Consider the following 19,199-nt stretch of genomic DNA (forward strand, 5'->3'; position numbering starts at 1 on the left):
ATGAATACTTTAGATTTTATCTATGCCAACCGTCTTGTTGCCATCTCCCGCGGTGTAGCTGCCAGTGACATGGCCAAAGTGGCACAGGTTATTAATGATGAAGGTATCAACATTATGGAAATTACCTTCAATCAAAGCTCTGATGACAATCTTGTTGAAACTCCAAAGGCCATCGAGGCTGTTAAAAATGCCCTAGGCGACAAAATCTGTGTAGGCGCCGGCACTGTTATGACTGCAGAGCAGGCCCGTGCCGCCAAGGCTGCAGGAGCTGACTTTGCCCTAGCCCCTAACACTGATGTCAAAGTCATTGAAGAGATGAAAAGACTTGATCTTGTAGCAGTACCTGGAGCCTTTACTCCATCTGAGATTGCCACTGCCTACAATGCAGGCGCTGACATAGTCAAACTCTTCCCGGCCTCCATTTTAGGTCTTGAGTATGTAAAGGCCATACGTGCCCCTATAAGTCATATTCCTTTAATGGCAGTAGGCGGTGTGGCCATTGACAATGTCAGAGAGTTTTTAAACTCAGGTTTCATGTCAGCAGGCGTTGGCTCACACATTATCAATGCCAAAGCTGTAAACAGCGGTGATTTTGCATCTCTTGCCAGTGCTGCAAGAGCATTTGTACAGGCTTTAAAACAGGAGTAAAACATGAGCGCAAAAAATTATATTCTTATTGACTGGGGTTCAACCAATATACGTGCCTTTTTATATCTAGACGGCAAACAGACTGAGGTCAACAGATCCAATGAAGGAGTTACCACAGTGCGCGGTGCCTTATGTGAAGGTGCTTTTGATCGTCTTACTGAAAAGTGGTTTGAAAAGTACGGCCCTATGCCTGTAGTTATGGCCGGCATGGTAGGCTCCATCAATGGCTGGTGTGATGCTCCATATCTTGACTGCCCAGTTGATCTTGGCAATCTTGGCTCAAGCCTTACCAAGGTTAAGCACTCAAAGGGCTATGACATCAGCATTGTGCCAGGTATCTGCGTAAAAGATCCTGACAACTACAATGTGATCCGCGGCGAGGAGACACAGCTTGCAGGTGCCTTCAAGCTAAGCCCATCTAAAGTCTATATCATGCCAGGCACTCACTGTAAGTGGGTTTTAGCAGAAGATGGCAAGGTTAAAAGCTTTAGAACAGCTATGACAGGTGAAATTCACTCTGTACTTATGAAGCACTCACTTATAGGTCTTGGTGCAGGTGATCAGGAGAGCTGTGTTGATGAGTTCAAGCGCGGTTTAGAGTGTGGCTACAGACAGAACAATATCATTCCACGTCTGTTTGAAATCCGTGGTGCCAATATTTTAGGCGGCATCAAGCCATGCCATGTGGGCGAGTATCTCTCAGGCCTGTTGATAGGTGCTGAAATTGCCTCAATGCAGCAGATCTTTAAATTCACTAAAGATGACAGCCCTGTAACTATTATTGCAGGTGATTTCTTCTTTGAGCGCTACAAGATGGCTTTAGCTTTAGCAGGTCTAGATGCTCTTCAGCTTGATGCTGATACCTGCTTTATCAATGGTATAGAGTCAATAGTTAAGACAATCTAAAGGATGAGGAGAGAGAATATGAAAATTACTGCACTTAAAACCTACAGAGTTCTGCCTCGCTGGATGTTTTTAAAAATTGAAACTGATGAGGGTATTTGCGGCTGGGGTGAGCCTGTGGTTGAAGGTCATGCCAAAACAGTTGAGGCTGCTGTGCATGAGTGTGCCGATTATATTACAGGTATGGATCCGCGCAATATCAATGATATCTGGCAGGTACTCTACCGTACCCGTTTCTACAGAGGCGGCCCTGTTATGATGTCTGCCATTGCAGGTATTGATCAGGCTTTGTGGGACATCAAGGGCAAGGCTTTGAATGTCAATGTCACAGAGCTTTTAGGTGGCAGGGTCAGAGATAAGATTAAAGCCTACAGCTGGGTTGGCGGTGACAGACCATCTGATGTAATTGAAGGTATTAAAAAGTTACGTAAAATTGGTTTTGATACCTTTAAATTAAATGGCTGTGAAGATCTGCGCATGATTGACACCCACAAAAAACTCAAGCACTCTATTGCTATTGCAGAGCAGATCAGAGATGAGTTTGGTGATGAGATTGAATTTGGTCTTGATTTCCACGGCCGTGTCACTGCCCCTATGGCCAAGCTGCTTATGAAAGAGCTTGAGCCTTGCCACCCTCTGTTTATTGAAGAGCCGGTACTTGCTGAAAACTGTGAGTACTACAGAGATTTAGCCGACAACTCAAGTCTTATTATTGCAGCCGGCGAGAGAATGTATTCACGTTATGAGTTCAAGCGCGTACTTGAGGCCCGTGGCGTGTCAATTCTGCAGCCAGATCTGTCTCATGCAGGCGGACTTACCGAATGTATTAAGATTGCAGCTATGGCTGAGGCCTATGATGTGGCTATTGCACCGCACTGCCCATTAGGTCCTGTAGCTTTAGCCTCATGTCTTGCTCTTGATATGGTGTCATGGAATGCCTCACTGCAGGAGCAGAGCATGGGTATTCACTACAATCAGGGTGCCGAGCTTCTCACCTATGTCAACAACAAAGAAGACTTTGATATGTCAGATGGCTATCTGCATGCTCTTGACAAACCTGGTCTTGGTGTTGATGTCAATGAGGAACATATCATAGAGGCGTCACAAGAATGTGATGTCAACTGGCACAATCCAGTATGGCGTCATGCTGACGGCTCTGTTGCCGAGTGGTAAAAAAGACATATTACAAAGAGCGGCACTGCCGCTCTTTTTTTTCCTAGAGATCGCCCTCATCTGTAATGGTCTGAATGATTAACTGGCATTCCTTCTGTCTAAAGGCCATGCCAATACAGATAACCCTATCACAGCCTCTTTTAAAAAACTGCATAGCATATTTTTTCTCTATAATCTGTGACAGGGCTTTTTGTGAAGAGCCTTTAAGGATTAGATCTTTATCCTTTTCTACTTTAAACTCTATAATGGCAGCTATATTATTAAATTTATGTCTGATGGCCAGATCATCCCGAGTTTAACAGTTTTAAAAATTAAAAAACGCTATAAACGGCATATAAATCGCCATCATAGCGTTTTTATTTTGTGAATCTCTTTATTGCGAATTATGCCTGAGCCATATAAGATTGAATCTTGCAGTTGTCAGCACCGACTAGTTGTTCATAGCCACCAAAAACCTTTAGGCTTCTTGCTACATCCTTGGCATTCATAGCTCCAAACAATGAAGCCAAATTGACAGATTTCAGAATAATATCTATATGACTTTGTCCATTTTTTAATTTATTAATATATCTATCAATAGGAGTAAGCATAGGATCTAGAGGATCTATCTTTGTGTTTTCAATAGAATAAATGTTGTCGTGACATTGGGCATTAGTAAAATATCCATCAATACCATTAGAGCTATGAGCTACTATATTGGCGTTTCTTAAAGCACTGCTTATTTCATCTACACTAAGTTTATTGCCACTTTCTTCAATCTTGATTTGTAATATGCGCAATAAGATCAAAGCCATAACACAAATTGTGATATGTCCTGAAATATGCTCTTTATTTCGCACAAACATAGGTCTTATTGAAAAATTGCTTTTCATTACTCTAAAGCAATCCTCAATACGCACAAGCTTTTTGTAAGAGCTCAGAATATCAGCATCATTAAGCTCTTCTTTTATATCTTCAGGTTTTTTATAAACCATAGCACTAAAGCCGGCAAGACGTCTGCGCTTTTTAATTAGCTCTTCCTTTAATCCCTTTGCTATATACAGGCTTTCTTTTTTACCCTGTGCACTGTCTGCATCTGTAACTTTTACCTGTACTATAGAACGCCAGCCAGAGCTACATACGGGGGCCATATCTTTTTGGTCCTCAACAGCTTTGCGCGCTTTGATAATATCACTCTCAAGTTGTGCTATATCTCTTTTTTTACGAGACTCACTAAAGGTAAAGACAATCTGACATTCTACTTTTTCCTTACGCTTTTTACCTGTTGATGGGTCGGTAATATAACCGCTCTTTACATATGGAAGTTTACGGTAGTACAGATTATTAGCTCCGTATGTATTTATTTCTTTATCAATATAATCAAGATTTTCATCAAATATATCGATAAAGCTTACATCAGAAGCTTGTATATTGGTATCCTGTGCACAGGTCTTAGTGTATGATTCAAGATCTAGCATCTGAGATTCAAGTTCACTGCTAAGCGCCGTAACCTTTTGAGCTACAATAAAACCAAGTTTGTGATCTAAAAGATTTAAAAGGTTACCAAGTGAGTTTAGCCCTCTATCTGCAACAACGACTGCTGTTTTAATGTCATATTTACTCTTCATCTGCTCAATAAGAACAGGTAAAGTCTTATACTCTGAGGTATTTCCTGCAAAAATTTCAAAATCAATTGGTATGCCTTTATCATCAATGACTAAAGCTACAGAAATTAGTGGTAAGTCAAACCTATGCTCCTTCGATAAACCATGCATACGTACAAGTTGCTCACCATCATCTATGGCTTCATTGAACTTGGTTGTAAAGGCATCACTAAATTCCTGAGAATTAATGTACTCCTCAAACTCCTTAAGTGACATACCATCATTAAGTTTTTGAGCCTTGATATAGTTGATTACCTTACGCTCTAAAAGCTGTTTATCATCATATGGTGACTCAAAATAGCAGTTGGTGCAGTCATAGAAGACCATGGTCATCGAGCGATTGAAATTATCACAGATACGATTGTGTATATGGATAAAAATTTCATCCTTAAACTTATGGGCAAAGTCCAAAGCCCTGTATAGGTCGTGCAAGCCTATATCCTTAAGAGGCGAACATAAAAACTTTGTTTGATGATTAAAGGCCTTAAACTGAGATTTTGGATCAACCACCTTTAGAAAAGTCAGATAAGATAACACAGCATTTACATCAAACTGTACTGAGCTTTTACTGTTCTGAATATAGTAAATATGACGCTTTAATGTCAGTACGTTATCCCATAAAGGTTTTAAAGCCCAAAGCCCATAGTTAAGACTTATGGATACGGTCTTTCTTTGTAAATCTGCCTGGGTAATATCAATGCCTTTAATATGTTTCTCAACTAGATCTGCCCTTTGCTCTCTATATTTTAAAGTAGGGGTTTGATATTCCTTGCGTAATTTGGTTAAGGCATCAGGATCTTTCTCAAGAAGCTTATCTAAAGGTCCAAGAGATTTAATAGTCTTCTGTTTTTGCTTTTTGACACCATTAACCTTTATAGATGTAACCTCAACAATGGAGACATATTGGACGCCTTTAGTTTTTTTAACGGCGACAATAGTAGACATAGCAAGACCCCATATAAGCTTAACTATAGCACCATTATATATTGTATCTAAATAATTCGCAATAGTTTGCAATAACAGAATTCAATAAGTTTTAAGTCAAAAAAATTGGCAATCCTAGATGGAAAGCCAATTGTATTAATTGTCGCGATTACAAACTGTCAAACTCGGGATTAACTGGCATTCCTTCTGTCTAAAGGCCATGCCAATACAGATAACCCTATCACAGCCTCTTTTAAAAAACTGCATAGCATATTTTTTCTCTATAATCTGTGACAGGGCTTTTTGTGAAGAGCCTTTAAGGATTAGATCTTTATCCTTTTCTACTTTAAACTCTATAATGGCAGCTATATTATTAAATTTATGTCTGATGGCCAGATCATAATAGCCATTACCACTTTCACCTTCATCTATAATTTCAAGGTTTTTGCTTGAAGAGGCTGCAATTAAAAGACCTAGCATGAAGCCGTGATAGTATTGCTCATAGCCACTGTGGCGTATACTTATATAAGTCTGCAGAGTCTGATTTATAAGTTCATGAGTCTTTTTAGCATCAGCGCTCATTATGGCATCTAAAAGAGTTGCAGAGTCGTTTTTCCAGCTTGTATTTGTATCAGAATATAAAGTTAAAAACTTAGTCTCAAAAGCCTTTCTTACTTCATAATTTGGTATTTTAACACTGACATATTCAAAAAGCTTTGAGTTTTCATCAAAGGTGACATAGCCTGTTTGCAGCATCATGGTACAAAAGGTATCAAAGCTCATACCTTGTTTAATATCAGGATAAACACTAAATTCAGAGAGTTTTATTAAAACTGATTTACCATCCATTAAATCCTGTAGCTTTTGTATATTGTCAGCATCATTAGCCTCTATTGAGTTTTTTGTATATAGAGTGATGATGTCATTGCCTGAGGTGTTGACCCAATAGGCCTCAGGCTCCTCGCTACCATCAGTTACTGATAAACAGTACTCCATTAAAGACCATGGGCAGTAGACATAATCATGGCCAAATCTATAGCCGTTATACCACTTTTTAATCTCATCTCTTTTAGACTCTACACCAAAGTCACATAGAATTTTATCAGTCTCATCCTGTGTAAAGCCAAAGAACGAGGAATAGTGCTTAGAGTTGACATTAAAGGTGGTAAAGTTATTAGCATCAGTAAAGACACTTTGATGGGCAATTTTTAAACAGCCTGTAATAATGCCCTTATACAGCCAGGCATCAGGATCCTGTTTAAAGGTATTAACACTTATATCACGGATAATGCCAAGCATTTCATCATAATACGGCTCTTTTGCTACAACTGCCTTTTGTAATGGGACATCATACTCATCTATAAGGATTAAAACCTTTGTGCCATATGCAAGGTATAACATTTTTGCAAGATTGGGTATAAAAAGACCACAATAAGTTACAGCATCGTTGAGTTTGGTTAAATCTGCTGACAGATTAAGGTTATTTGCGCAAAAATCGAATATAGTGGAAAAAATAGTTTTTCTGTTATCTGATATTTTGGGATTATCTAGCAAAAAGGCAAATGCTTCATATAAGTTGAAAATCTTAATTACTAATTTTTCAACAGCCTCATAAAAGCAAGAGCCCTCAACACCTCTAAAGGAGACATAGATAACAGGCAGCTGTCCCATGACCTTATCACGCAGCTCTTTGTACTCATCCTGAGAGACTGCAAGATTACGGCCATTGTCTATAAAGAGCTTTTGCTGATAGGAGGTATCGCCTGGATTTTTATAGTCAAGCTCACAAAAGGCCTTTATCATGGACATATTTAAGGTTTTGCCAAAGCGACGGGGTCTTGTGAATAAGGCATTTTCAACCTCATCAGAGCTTTCAAGGAGATTTTTTAAGTATGAGGTTTTATCTACATAATAGGCATTAGATTCAATCAGTTTTTCAAAGATCTCACAGCCTGGTAATACTTTTGGCTTTGCGTGTGTGTTCATAATAAAATCCCATTTGTTCCAAGATTTATATGTAATACTTATGTATGCTGTTTTATGACTTTTAGTGCATCAATGTGAGCACTTTAACCTTATAATACTAGTATTCTTGATAAATTAGAATAAGGACTGCTCTTTACCATTGTAATGGTACCTCACTTGATCTCATCACTTACAGAGTTAATTTTATTATGGTGGCTATGACATATGGTTCAAGTCCAAAAGTTGTTACATATTAGCCCAACTAAGAGACCTGCTGCCAAAAAGAGATATTGTGTTGAACATTGCGCAGAAGATATTGACGATCTTGCGTTAGAAGATCCGTTGAGCGGTTAATTTTTGTATCTTACAAATATAAAAAAGGGTGGCAGAGTAGCCACCCTCTGTCAGTAGAGTTTAATCTTTTCTTGTCTTTATAAATGCTCCATCGCAAGAGGCTGAGACATTATGACGATAAGAGTACAGATAGCCTGATGTGTCATCTTCACGGCTTGGTGTCTGCATAGCAGCTCTGCGTGAGTCAAAATCAACCTCGGCCTCGATTATGCCCTTATCCACATCAATGCTGATTACATCACCATTTTTAAGATATTTAATAGGACCGTCATCATAAGCCTCAGGACAGATATGACCTACAAAGCAGCCATTGTTTGATCCTGAAAAACGACCGTCGGTTATAACACAGACTTTAGAGCCTAAATTCATGCCGACTAAAAGCTTCATGGCCTTGTACTGCTCTGGCATGCCAGGGCCACCTTTAGGACCAGCATTGCGTATTACCACAACATCGCCCTCTTTTACCTTAAGGGCTCGAATGCCATCTAATGCATCCTGCTCATTTTCAAAGATCACGGCCTTGCCCTTAAAGACATGGGCACTTTGCGGAATAGCTGATGGCTTGGTAATAGAGCCAAGTGGTGCCAGGTTGCCCTTTAATACGGCAATACCAGGACAGCTGTGTACTGGATTATCAATACTTCTTATCACATCGCCATCGAGATTTTTAACCTCACAGAGATTCTCTTTCATGGTTTTACCTGTACAGGTAATAACATCAGTATGCAGCTGTGACTCAATTTCCTTGAGCAGAGCAGGCACACCACCTGCCATATAAAAATCAAGCAGTGTATAGCGACCTGCAGGGATCATGGCCACACAGTGCGGAACTTTAGCAGAAATACGGCCAAAATCATCCTGGGTAAAATCAACATGAGCCTCATAGGCAATGGCTAGCATATGCAGTACAGCATTGGTCGAGCCGCCTATGGCTGAATTTAACATAACTGCATTTTCAATGGCCTGTCTGTTGACAATATCGCGGGCTTTAATACCCTTTGCAACAAGATCCATAATGGCACAGCCTGTCATATAGGCCATCTGCATACGTCTTGAGTAGACAGCAGGAATTGCAGAGCAGTAAGGCAGTGACAGACCCATAGCCTCTGACAGTGAGGTCATGGTATTGGCAGTGCCCAGCATGGCACATGAGCCAATAGTCGGCACAGCATTGTTTTCAAACCAGTCAAACTGCTCTTGAGTAATGGCACCTGATTTCAAGGCGCCCTCTGACTGCTGAATGATGGAGTGATCAATTGATTTACCGCCATAAGGATTATCCTCTGCCATCATGCCAGGCAGAGCAGGACCGCCGTTTACTAAAATGGCAGGCAGATTGACTCTAAGGGCACCGAGGATAAGACCTGGTACTATCTTGTCGCATGAGCCTACAAGCACAAGTCCGTCAAGACGATGTGCCTGACACATAATTTCTATATCATTGGCAATGCACTCACGCCCTGGCAGAATGTATTTCATGCCGTCATGGGCCATGGCTATACCGTCACAGGCACCTATGGATCTAATCTCAAGAGGAGTACCGCCATTTGCAAGTATTCCATCGCGTACACGGGCTGTAACCTCATCAAGATTTTTATGACCTGGACAGATTCCATTGTAGGTATTGATAATGCCTATAAGCGGCTTTTGCAGTTCATCATGGGTATAGCCACTTGCCTTGTACAAGGCTCTTACATTAGCCCACTCAGGACCCTGCAGTATATCTTGAGATCTCATACAATCCTCTTTTTAACTTCTATAAAAACTAATAAGCCAGTATCAACTGCTGTCAATACTGGCTTTTTTACGTCAATTACTTCATCAGACTTGGCAGGAAGGTTGACAGCTGAGGGATGAATGTAATCATCATCAGACAGGCCAGCATTACTGCAATGAATGGGATAATTCCCTTGATGATAACCTCCATTGGAGAGTTTGAAATTCTCGAGGCCACGAAGAGGTTGATACCAAGTGGCGGAGTAATAAAGCCAATGGCCAGGTTGGTTACCATAATCAGACCAAAGTGTACAGGATCAAGTCCAATGGCTCTTGCTACAGGCCAGAGGATTGGAGCGAGCACTAAAATGGCAGGTGTGGTATCCATAAAGCAGCCTACGATAAGCAGCAGAACGTTGATCATAAGCAGAATTACAATTCCATTGCTTGAAATCTGCATCAGACCTTCTGTAATCATAGTTGGGATCTGCTCGATGGTGATAACCTTGGTAAAGGCAGTGGCACAGCCTAAAATAACCATGGTGGTGGCTGTAGTTGAGCATGAGGTGCCAATAGCCTGGAACAGCTTCTTGACATTAAGCTCTCTGTGAATAAAGCTACCGCAGATAAAGGCATACAGTGCGGCCACAGCAGCAGCCTCTGTTGGAGTAAAGATACCTGCGTAAATACCGCCTAAAATAATCACAGGGTTGATAAGAGCCCATTTGGCATCCCATAAAGCTGATCTGGCTTTGGCCCATGAGAATGGCTCTGTGCTGCCAAGATAACCGTTTTTCTTACAGAAATAATAGCAGTAGATAATAAGAGCAAAGCCAATTAAAAGACCAGGTAAGAAACCACCCATGAACAGTGATGTAACAGAGGCACCTGTTGACACACCGTAGATAACCATAGGAATTGAAGGTGGAATAATAACACCGATTGAGCCTGCTGTAGCAACAAGTGCCAGTACAAATGATTTTTTGTAGCCAAGCTCAAGCATGGTTGGAATAACCATGGTGCCTACAGCTGCCACTGTAGCAGGACCTGAGCCTGATACTGCAGCAAAGAACATACATACAAGCACGGTTACGATGGCAACACCGCCAGTAATGCGACCAAAGAAAACCTGGCAGACATTTAAAATACGGCGTGATACACCACCTGCACCCATCAGATCGCCTGCTAAAATAAACAGAGGAATAGCCAGGATTGGGAAGGAGTCACATGATGTAACAAGTGCCTGAGGAATAGAGGTGATAGATAATGACTCACCTACTATAAGTGCTCCCATTGTAGCCACACCAAGGGCAATACCTACAGGTACGTTCAGGATGAGCAGTACTACAAGAGCAATTAAAAGAGTTAAACCTACCATTTATTCATTATCTCCCTTTAATTCCTTAAGCTCTTGCTCGGCAGGATCCTCAAAAGGATCATTGATGTGCTTGATTCTATAAACTATGGTCTGCAGCTGACGCAGCGCAGTAAGACTAAAGCCTACAAAAGGAGCTGCATATACTATCCACATAGGGATCTGCATGGCAGGTGAGAGCTGATTGAACATATACTGTCTTACTACAAGACCCCAAGAGTAATAAACAATAATCAGGGCAAAGACAAAGAAAATTAGGTCGCCTACAATAACAACGTGGCGTCTTATACCTTTTGGAAACAGGTATAAACCTGCATCAATCTTGATGTGTCTCATTACCTTAGAGCCATAACTTACACCGATATATACAAGCCATACGAACATATAGCGAGCCAGCTCTTCTGACCAGGATAATGAGGCAGACATTACATAGCGCATGAAAACCTGAATTCCAAGAACTACTGTCAGACATGACATCAGGGAAATACAGATCCAAAGCTCAAATTTTTCATCTAGGAGTTTTAATAATTTCATAAACAAAAGCCCTTATAAAGTGGCCACATCCGTGGCCACTTAAGTTAATTATGAAAACTAGTAGTCTTTGTTTAAGATCTTATCAAGATACTGAGGGTTATCCATCTTCTTCTTTACAAGCTCGTAGATGCCGCCATCAACTGCCTGCTTTCTCCAGACTTCCTTCTCCTCTGGGCTTACCTCAACTACGGTAGTACCGGCGTCTTCAAACTTCTTGACTGACAGAGCATTTAACTCAACAGCGCGGGCTCTTTGTGCATCACGGTAGGCAATAACAGCCTTGTCTAAAGCCTGCTGCAGCTCTTTGTCCAGTGAGTCATAGATACCCTTGTTGATGTACAGGATGTGTGGGCTGAACTGATGGCCGGTTAATGATACATACTTCTGTACTTCATAGAGTTTGTTTGAGTCAATAATTGACAGTGGGTTCTCCTGAGCATCGATGGTACCCTGCTGCAGAGCAGAGAGAACCTCGGTGAAGGCCATAGGAGTTGGGTTGGCACCCCAGTTCTTCCACTGAGCCAGCTGAATCTCAGACTCGATAACACGCAGTTTCTGACCCTTTACATCAGCAGGAACCTTTACAGGAACCTTGGAGTTGGTGTAGTGACGGAAGCCGTTCTCAACAGCAGCTAAGTACTTAAGACCTCTTCTTTCAACCTGTGAGTTGATTGCATGGCCAAGCTCACCGTCCATGCACTTCCATGCATCATCGGCACTTTCAAATAAGAATGGAGCATCCCATACATAAAGATCTGGAATCATAGAAGCTAGCACTGATGGCAGAGTCTGAACCATGTCGATATCGCCCATCATGGTTGATTCTGTAACAACACGGTCATCACCTAACATGTTGTTAGGGAAGTGCTTGATAACAAGACGGCCGTTTGACTCTTTGGCAGCAACGTCCATTAAAACCTGTGCAGCATCAATTGATGGCTGATTGGTTACGTTGGCAAAACGTAAAGTAACAGTATCTGCAGCAAAGGCGCTTGCTGATACAACCATAGCAACTGCAGCAGTTAATGCTGAAATAGTTTTGCTTAGCTTCATTTTAAAATCCTCAAAGTGTAGTTTGTCATGTTCAACTGTCATCAGTTGAAGTTGATTACTATATTATGTATAAAAAACAAAATATCTCAAAAGAGATCAGATCATCTATGTTTAAAAGAATGATGCTCATCACAAAAGTGCTCATGTTACGCGTAAATATGTTTTTTAAAATTGTTACGCGTATCATAAATTTAAAACATTTTTATCCTCTTAAATATCGCGTTTTTTATTGGATGGTAAGAATCATGACAGCTCTATTGTTAAAAAAATTCATCATTTTTTAAAAATAGAGCCTGCTCACCAAAACAGGATTTTTGTGTAAAGAAAAAGGGCTCAACTCTGCTACATCTTAGATAAAAAGGCACAGACAGAGTGTAAAAACAGAGCTTAAGGCGAGATATACCAGAAAATAATACCAAGGCCCCATCCTAGCAGGAGACTTTGTATCTTTGATGTATACATACAATACAGGCAGGATCTTTTCCATATTCCTGCCTATATTAATCAAAAAATATGCCTTGGTGTAAATTTGCTACAAGAGGCTTTTAAATATCCCTACTCTTCTTTTTTAAAGATCTTTAAAAAAGAAGACCACCATGGTTCCTCTTCATTTTGCGCCCCTATCTCATAAAGCCGCGTGGCAATAAGATTACGAATGGTGCCTGCTGTTTCATCATCGCCCCAGTCAAGTGTGGTTAAAAGCTTAATGGCCTCTTTGACATGGGAGACTGTATAGATATGAAAACGTCCGGCCTTTACTGCCTCAACCACACATGGGCGCAGCACGAGCTGATTGATGCATGACTGAGGAATAATAACACCCTGTGTGCCGGTAAAGCCATGCAGACGACAGACCTTGTAAAAACCCTCAATCTTTTCATTCACGCCGCCTACAGCCTGCACATCACCAAACTGATCCACAGCACCTGTTACAGCAAGATCCTGACGCAATGGTACATTGGCAAGAGCCGAGAGCACAGCACACAATCCTGTAAGCGAGGCACTGTCACCATCAACTTCACTGTATGACTGCTCAAAAACTAAACTTGCCGAGACTGGCAGCGGCGCACAGGAGCTAAACTCCTTGGTGATAAAGCCATTTATAATCATCATGGCTTTGGCATGGATCTGACCTGCAAGCTCAGCCTTGCGCTCAATATCTATAATGTCACCTTCACCGCCGGCCCTCAGCGTTGCTGTAATACGCACAGGCTCGCCAAATTCATAGGAGGTTCCAACAGTCTCAATGACACTCAAACCGTTGATCTGCCCTACCACAGCACCACTGGTACAAAGCAGTATCTGTCTGTCCTTATGATCTCTAAGACCTGATTCTGCTATGAAGTTGACTCTAAAATCACGCGCTGCAATGGCCTTTAGTACATCGTGAGAGCATACAAGCTCTTTGTTGCATAAATTTGAGGCCTCAGCACAGATTGATTTTAGTGTAAGCTCATTAAGGCCAAGATAGCGCCTGTCACCTGACTGCCTGCAGGCAAAGACGCATAATGCTCTTATTGCCTCACTGTCAAAATCCTTAAGGCCATAGTCAGCTGCAAAGGATTTAACCAGACAGCCCATGGTATTAAGAGCGCTTATAACAGGAAATTCAAGTACCAGATCGGCACACACTGCCCCTGCCATGCACGGCCAGATCATATTAAGCTGAGCACAGTCGGCAGCATCGCCAAATAAAATAAGCTTTATACCCTTGTTTTCATACAAAGCTCTGTCCATAAAGCCAAGATATTCTGGATGATCATTAAAATAACTGCAGGGCATAATATAAATGCCATCTTGGTGCATATAGCCCTCAATACCAGAGGAGCCAAAAAGCTCTGCTCTTTTGGGACTTAAAAGCACCTTAAAATCGCTATTTTTATCCACGCTTGTGACAATGTCACATATGGTGCCAACCCCGTCGACGCTCGATGAGATACAAATCTGCGCTATATAGTTGACCTTTGAGTGCAGCAAGGAGCGCACTGCATTTTTAGCTCGCAGCTGCATGGAGCCAAAAGATCTGGCCTCAAGCTCTTTGGTATCTGCAAAAGAAGCCTGTTCAAATTCAGGATAAAGATCTGAAAACTCAAGCTCGCAGGCACCGTCAATTTCACTTACACTGCCGTTTTTATAATAGATTCTGGCCTTTATCAATTGAATGAAACCTCATAGATGGCTGGCAGCTGTCTGTATTTTTCCGCATAATCAAGACCATAGCCTACAATAAAACCATCTTCCATATCAAAACCTGCATAATCTATCTTAACATCAATCTCACGGCGCTCGGTCTTGTTGATAAGAGCACAGACGGCAACAGAGGCAGCTCCGCGTGAGCTGTACATATCACGCAGCTTGGACATAGTAAAGCCTGAGTCTACAATATCCTCAATTAAAATCAGATGCTTGCCTTTGATATCAAGCTCAATATCTTTTTTAAAGCTAAGATTATGTGAGCTCTGTGTGCCGTTGCCATAGCTTGAGACACGGATAAAGTCTATAGATAAAAGATCATTGTCTATATGACGGATAAGATCGGTAAAAAATATGGCGGCACCGTTTAACACACCTACAGCCACAATTTCCTTGCCGGCATAATCTCTTTCTATCTCCTTTGCCAGTTCATACACTCTCTTGGCAATCAGTTCGCCTGACAGTTTTAAGGTTAAGGTAATATTTTCATTCATAGACAAATCCTAATTAAATTCAAAACTGTAGATTAAGTCGACAGCCTGATCTACAGAGGAGACAAATTCAGCATAGAGTTTACGCACCAGCTCATAGCGTACTTTAAATTCCCCTACTGCATTATATATACCATAGCCGTAGGAAATTCTAATCTTTTTGGTCAGATAGCCCTGTACTGAGACCTGTGCCTCATCTCCAGAGCCTGAGGCTCCAACCTGTACATCCTGAAAACCAAGTACTCCGACAATGGAGTTGACAAGACTTGTAGTGGAGCTAAGTCCCAGACCTAAAAGCAGTGCTCCGTTGTTGGCATCCTGTGTGGCCGATGATTTTTCAAGACCGTGGCCGTAGAGTATATATGAGAGTATCTCATTTTCAGACATGGCAGGACGTGAGAACAAGTCTATATCAGGCTCAAGCGCGCTGCCTGACACCTTGATGCCAACCTCCACATCATCCTCAAGCTCATCAGAGTTGGCAATAACCTCAAAATCAAGAGCAGGATTGGTTATATTGCCGTTGAATATGGTATCGGCCTTAACCACATGGAAGTGATGACCATAAAGCTCAATCTCGCCATCTTTAAGTGAAATTTTACCACTGCCGGTAAAATCAGCGCTATCTTTTTGTTTGGAAACATTGACAGCTCCTGCCACCAGAGCATTAAGCCCCATGGCGCTCAACTGCACATCATCACCTAAGGTCACATCAAGATTGATGGCACTCTCAAGCGGAGCCTTGGCCTTTGGCTTTAGAGCCTGTGTGCCATGTGAGCCTATAACTATCTCATCTTTTGACACACCTATAGAGCTTGAGGACAGACCTTTGACTGTAAGCTGTGCCTTTGGAATATGCACACTGCCCTTGACATCAACACTCTGTGTCAGTGAGGCTGCAATATCAATATCAGCAATGGCGGCACCATAGCCTGCTAAAAAGGCCGGCAGATTTTTAGCTTTAAAGGCCATCTGCCCCTGTGCTTCGTCTTGCCAGTCAAGCTGACCGTCAATATTGAGTTTTTCACCGTTTAAATTGATAAAACCGCCTATATTGGCAGAGCTGCCAAGGCCTTTGAGCAACAGGGCAAAATCTTCAATCTGACCAATATCATAGCGAGGCTCAGCCTTGCCTGCAACCTTGATATCACCATAAAAAAGAGGCTTATCAAGAGTACCGCCTATGCTCCCAGAGCTTTGCACCTGACCTTCAATATCATTGAAAATCTGTCCTACCTGACTTATTAGTTTTAAATCAAGCCTGTCTATATCAATACTGCCAGATAACTTTCTGCTCTTTTTTATATCACTTACTTTGACATTGACAAGACCGTTGCCAAGATTGCGGCGCATAGCAAATTCAAGCCTGGCGCCAATGCTGTTGTCACTGCCATCAAAATCAAGTATTAGTTTTTCAAAAGGCACAAAGACTGACGGTGCTATAAACAATGAGTTGTTGGCATTGATAAAGCCTTTGGCCTTGACCCTGCCATCTTTGATATCAATTGCGGCCCTGGCATTGACACTGCCCTTTAGATCATAGCTCTTTGGCATAAACAATCTTAAATACTTAAGATTAAGCTCTTTTAAATCTATATTTGAGGTAAAAAGATTCTGACCAAATTTAGTATCAGATACAAAAAGACTACCTACATTACCGCGCAGCTCAAAAGAGCCAATCTCACCTGATTTTTTATTAAAATTATACTCAAGAGGGATCTCTTCTTGCAGCGAGAGGGAAATGCCTCTTATATTGTTTAAAATAAGCTCGCCTATAGAGCCTGTATACACAGCAGCGTCCTTATCTAGAGCGCCGTCATAGTCAAGATACAGTGTATTGTTGCCAGCACAGATAAAATTGACAGAGTGATCAGCTAAAGCTCCATGCACATCAAGCACACACTGCTTTAAATCCTCAAGATCAACTCCAGGACGCAGCGATGAGATAAGGCCTGTCAGACCAAAGGACATATCCTTGGTTTTTAAAAAGCTGTTGACATTGATATCATCTAAAATCATGTCATCAAACTTTACTCTGTATGATCTGGCATTAAGATTGATATCAAGATCATCAAGCGCACCTGTAACTTTTAGTGTGCCTGCAGCATCTCCGCTCAATGATGGATGCAAAAGTGTAAGATTGTAAAGATTTACAGTACCATGCAGATCAGAGTTATCCCCGACAACGCCTTTTATATGCACTGCATTGTTCTTTTGTAAGAAGCTAAGCTCCTCTATATTGATGCCCGATCTTACAGAGCCTTTTATATTCTGTCCCTGCAGCAGAGCATCAACTCCATTTAAATGGGCACTGGCGCGCAGTCCTTTAACATCAAGATTTGAGTTTAGAACATCATTGTTATCAAGATAGGCACTAAGATTTGAGGACAATGACAAAGGTCCTTTTAGATTTTTATCTATAAAAGACCCATCACTTACATTCAATGACACAGTACCGTCAAGCCCAAAGACTGTGCTGTAGTTTAAATGCCCCCTGTAGGTGGCATCTACCATAGATCCCTCATACAGACCCTTTAGATTCAAAGCTTTAATATCCATATCGCCAATGCGTATTAAAGAATTTAAATCTACCTTGAAATCCTTAAGGCCATAGCCTGAGATAATACCGCCAAATTTGGTATCAAGTCCGTTGATCAAAGAGCCTCTGGTGTGCAAAAGCAGCCTGGTGCCGCTGGCTTTTGGCGTATCTGTAAGCAATGGCCAGGCAAAGGCTGCGCTTACAACATCGGCATTTAGTGCCAGATCATCTGACAGAGCATTAAATCTTATATCAACTGCTGTCTTATCAGGATTTAAAAGCTCAGCCTTTAGGTTAATATCACTCAAGGAGCCTGTAACTGTACCAGAACCTTTAAGGCCATATAATAAACCTTCATAATTGTCATGGGTATAGTCATTGACAGTGCCCTGACCCTCTACACTAAAATCAAGATCGTAGTAATTTTCAAAGCGCATGCTGCCTTTGATATTTACATCACCAAGCTTATGCTTGAGCTTTAAATATCTGATCTTAACCAGGGTATCTTCAAAAGAGCCACTCAACTCTCCATCAAATAAACCTGTATCATAGCCATCCTGATAATAGCGTGAATTGGTAACCTTAAGCGAGGCAATATATGCATTTAAAGGCAGATGCACAGTATAGAGCTTTTCAATAACCCCATCGCGACCTGAAAAACGATAGCTATCTGAGTGTTTAACATCCCCTGCATCTTTTAAAGATGCCTTATCCTCACTCTCTTTTAAAGACAGAGCTTCATCCTGAGATGCAGCTTGCACCTTATCTTTATCTGATGCTAACGCCTTGTCAGTATTATCGCTCTTATCTGCTATCTGTCCATCAGCGCTCTTTTGAGCCTTTGTATTTGAAGCACTCTGGCTATTTTGTGTATTTTCATCAGCTGTTATATTGTCTGCAGTGTCTTTTATAGCAGAGCTCTTGTTATCAGCTACAATATTGCTCTCTTCTGTTTTATTGCTACTAGAGGCACTCTTGTGCTCATCTGTATTTTTCGTATCTAAAACAGCATTGTTCTTGTCATCGATCTTGTCATTGCTATTATTTTCACTCTTGCCATAGCTGCTTTTATCATGCCCCGTCTCATCATTTTTAAGATGCACCAGGATACTGTCACCAAGACCTTCCATAAGCTGAGCTGAGCTGTCAAAGGCGCGCAGCTTACCCTCAAACATAGCCACATGCACATCGACAATATCAGACAGATAGGCAAAATCATCAACGCGCAGTCTTTCAATAAAAATCTTTACAGGAAACTTTAAAATAAAGATTTCATCAGAGGAAGTATCTGTCTTATCTTCACTCTTATCCTCTTTGCCATCGTCTTTTAACAAAAGCTCAACTTTAAGATTTTTACTGTGCAGATCTTTTACATAATAGGTGCCAAGAGCTAGAAGATCATAAAGACCTGAGCTTTTAATATTTAAAAAATCGGCACTGACTGAAACAATATCAGGCACATTGACATGTACCTTATCAAGCATCAGCCCTCTGGCAATAGAGCCGTCTGTAATGGTAGCAGAGATATTGACCACACCCTCAAGCGCACCTGAGGCTCTGCTCAGTACAAAGCGGGCACCTGCTGTGGTATAGAGCAGTAGCGACAGGGTAAGAAGCAGCACCACAAACAATGGCAGCAGGCCATATAGTAAAAACTGTTTTATTCTCTTTTTAATAACTACGTGCAT

The 19,199-nt window shown here is 41.3% G+C and carries 13 protein-coding genes; 3 read left to right on the top strand and 10 right to left on the bottom strand.

What is annotated here, in order from left to right:
- The 3 genes from DRZ93_RS04675 to dgoD are packed head-to-tail and all read left to right on the top strand — an operon-like array spanning position 1 to position 2,724.
- Positions 1-648 (top strand): bifunctional 4-hydroxy-2-oxoglutarate aldolase/2-dehydro-3-deoxy-phosphogluconate aldolase, encoded by a 648-nt coding sequence (locus tag DRZ93_RS04675; protein ID WP_113744980.1) that lies wholly within the window; start codon positions 1-3, stop codon positions 646-648.
- A 3-nt stretch (positions 649-651) separates the two neighbouring features.
- Positions 652-1,554, top strand: a complete 903-nt coding sequence (locus DRZ93_RS04680; protein ID WP_113744981.1) for a 2-dehydro-3-deoxygalactonokinase — start codon at positions 652-654, stop codon at positions 1,552-1,554.
- Positions 1,555-1,572: 18 nt separating this feature from the next.
- Positions 1,573-2,724 (top strand): galactonate dehydratase, encoded by a 1,152-nt coding sequence (gene dgoD / locus DRZ93_RS04685; protein WP_113744982.1) that lies wholly within the window; start codon positions 1,573-1,575, stop codon positions 2,722-2,724.
- Positions 2,725-2,767: 43 nt separating this feature from the next.
- Here the strand turns inward: dgoD and DRZ93_RS04690 are convergent, their stop codons facing one another.
- The 10 genes from DRZ93_RS04690 to DRZ93_RS04735 all read right to left on the bottom strand — a co-directional run bounded on the left by DRZ93_RS04690 (position 2,768) and on the right by DRZ93_RS04735 (position 19,199).
- Positions 2,768-3,007 carry a PD-(D/E)XK nuclease domain-containing protein gene (locus DRZ93_RS04690; protein ID WP_113745966.1) on the bottom strand — a complete coding sequence of 80 codons (240 nt, stop codon included), beginning with the start codon at positions 3,005-3,007 and terminating at the stop codon, positions 2,768-2,770.
- 100 nt (positions 3,008-3,107) lie between these two features.
- Complete coding sequence (locus tag DRZ93_RS04695) at positions 3,108-5,312, bottom strand: IS1634 family transposase (RefSeq protein WP_113745967.1); 2,205 nt, start codon at positions 5,310-5,312, stop codon at positions 3,108-3,110.
- Positions 5,313-5,447: 135 nt separating this feature from the next.
- On the bottom strand, positions 5,448-7,277 hold the full coding sequence (locus DRZ93_RS04700) for an AAA family ATPase (RefSeq protein WP_113745968.1): 1,830 nt from the start codon (positions 7,275-7,277) through the stop codon (positions 5,448-5,450).
- Between the two features lie 393 nt (positions 7,278-7,670).
- Complete coding sequence (gene ilvD / locus DRZ93_RS04705) at positions 7,671-9,347, bottom strand: dihydroxy-acid dehydratase (RefSeq protein ID WP_113744984.1); 1,677 nt, start codon at positions 9,345-9,347, stop codon at positions 7,671-7,673.
- Between the two features lie 76 nt (positions 9,348-9,423).
- On the bottom strand, positions 9,424-10,704 hold the full coding sequence (locus DRZ93_RS04710; protein WP_113745969.1) for a TRAP transporter large permease: 1,281 nt from the start codon (positions 10,702-10,704) through the stop codon (positions 9,424-9,426).
- Positions 10,705-11,235 carry a TRAP transporter small permease gene (locus DRZ93_RS04715; protein WP_113744986.1) on the bottom strand — a complete coding sequence of 177 codons (531 nt, stop codon included), beginning with the start codon at positions 11,233-11,235 and terminating at the stop codon, positions 10,705-10,707.
- Positions 11,236-11,292: 57 nt separating this feature from the next.
- Positions 11,293-12,288 carry a DctP family TRAP transporter solute-binding subunit gene (locus tag DRZ93_RS04720; protein WP_113745970.1) on the bottom strand — a complete coding sequence of 332 codons (996 nt, stop codon included), beginning with the start codon at positions 12,286-12,288 and terminating at the stop codon, positions 11,293-11,295.
- A 555-nt stretch (positions 12,289-12,843) separates the two neighbouring features.
- Entirely contained in the window at positions 12,844-14,445 is a 1,602-nt protein-coding gene (locus DRZ93_RS04725; RefSeq protein ID WP_113744988.1) for a S16 family serine protease, read from the bottom strand.
- The gene (hpt, locus tag DRZ93_RS04730; protein WP_113744989.1) at positions 14,442-14,975 is read right to left on the bottom strand and encodes a hypoxanthine phosphoribosyltransferase; all 534 of its coding nucleotides are present in this window, start codon (positions 14,973-14,975) and stop codon (positions 14,442-14,444) included. Before hpt ends, DRZ93_RS04725 begins: the two co-directional genes overlap by 4 nt.
- A gap of 9 nt (positions 14,976-14,984) precedes the next feature.
- Entirely contained in the window at positions 14,985-19,199 is a 4,215-nt protein-coding gene (locus DRZ93_RS04735) for a translocation/assembly module TamB domain-containing protein (RefSeq protein ID WP_113745971.1), read from the bottom strand.

The organism is Anaerobiospirillum thomasii (assembly GCF_900445255.1).
Lineage (GTDB): Bacteria > Pseudomonadota > Gammaproteobacteria > Enterobacterales > Succinivibrionaceae > Anaerobiospirillum_A > Anaerobiospirillum_A thomasii.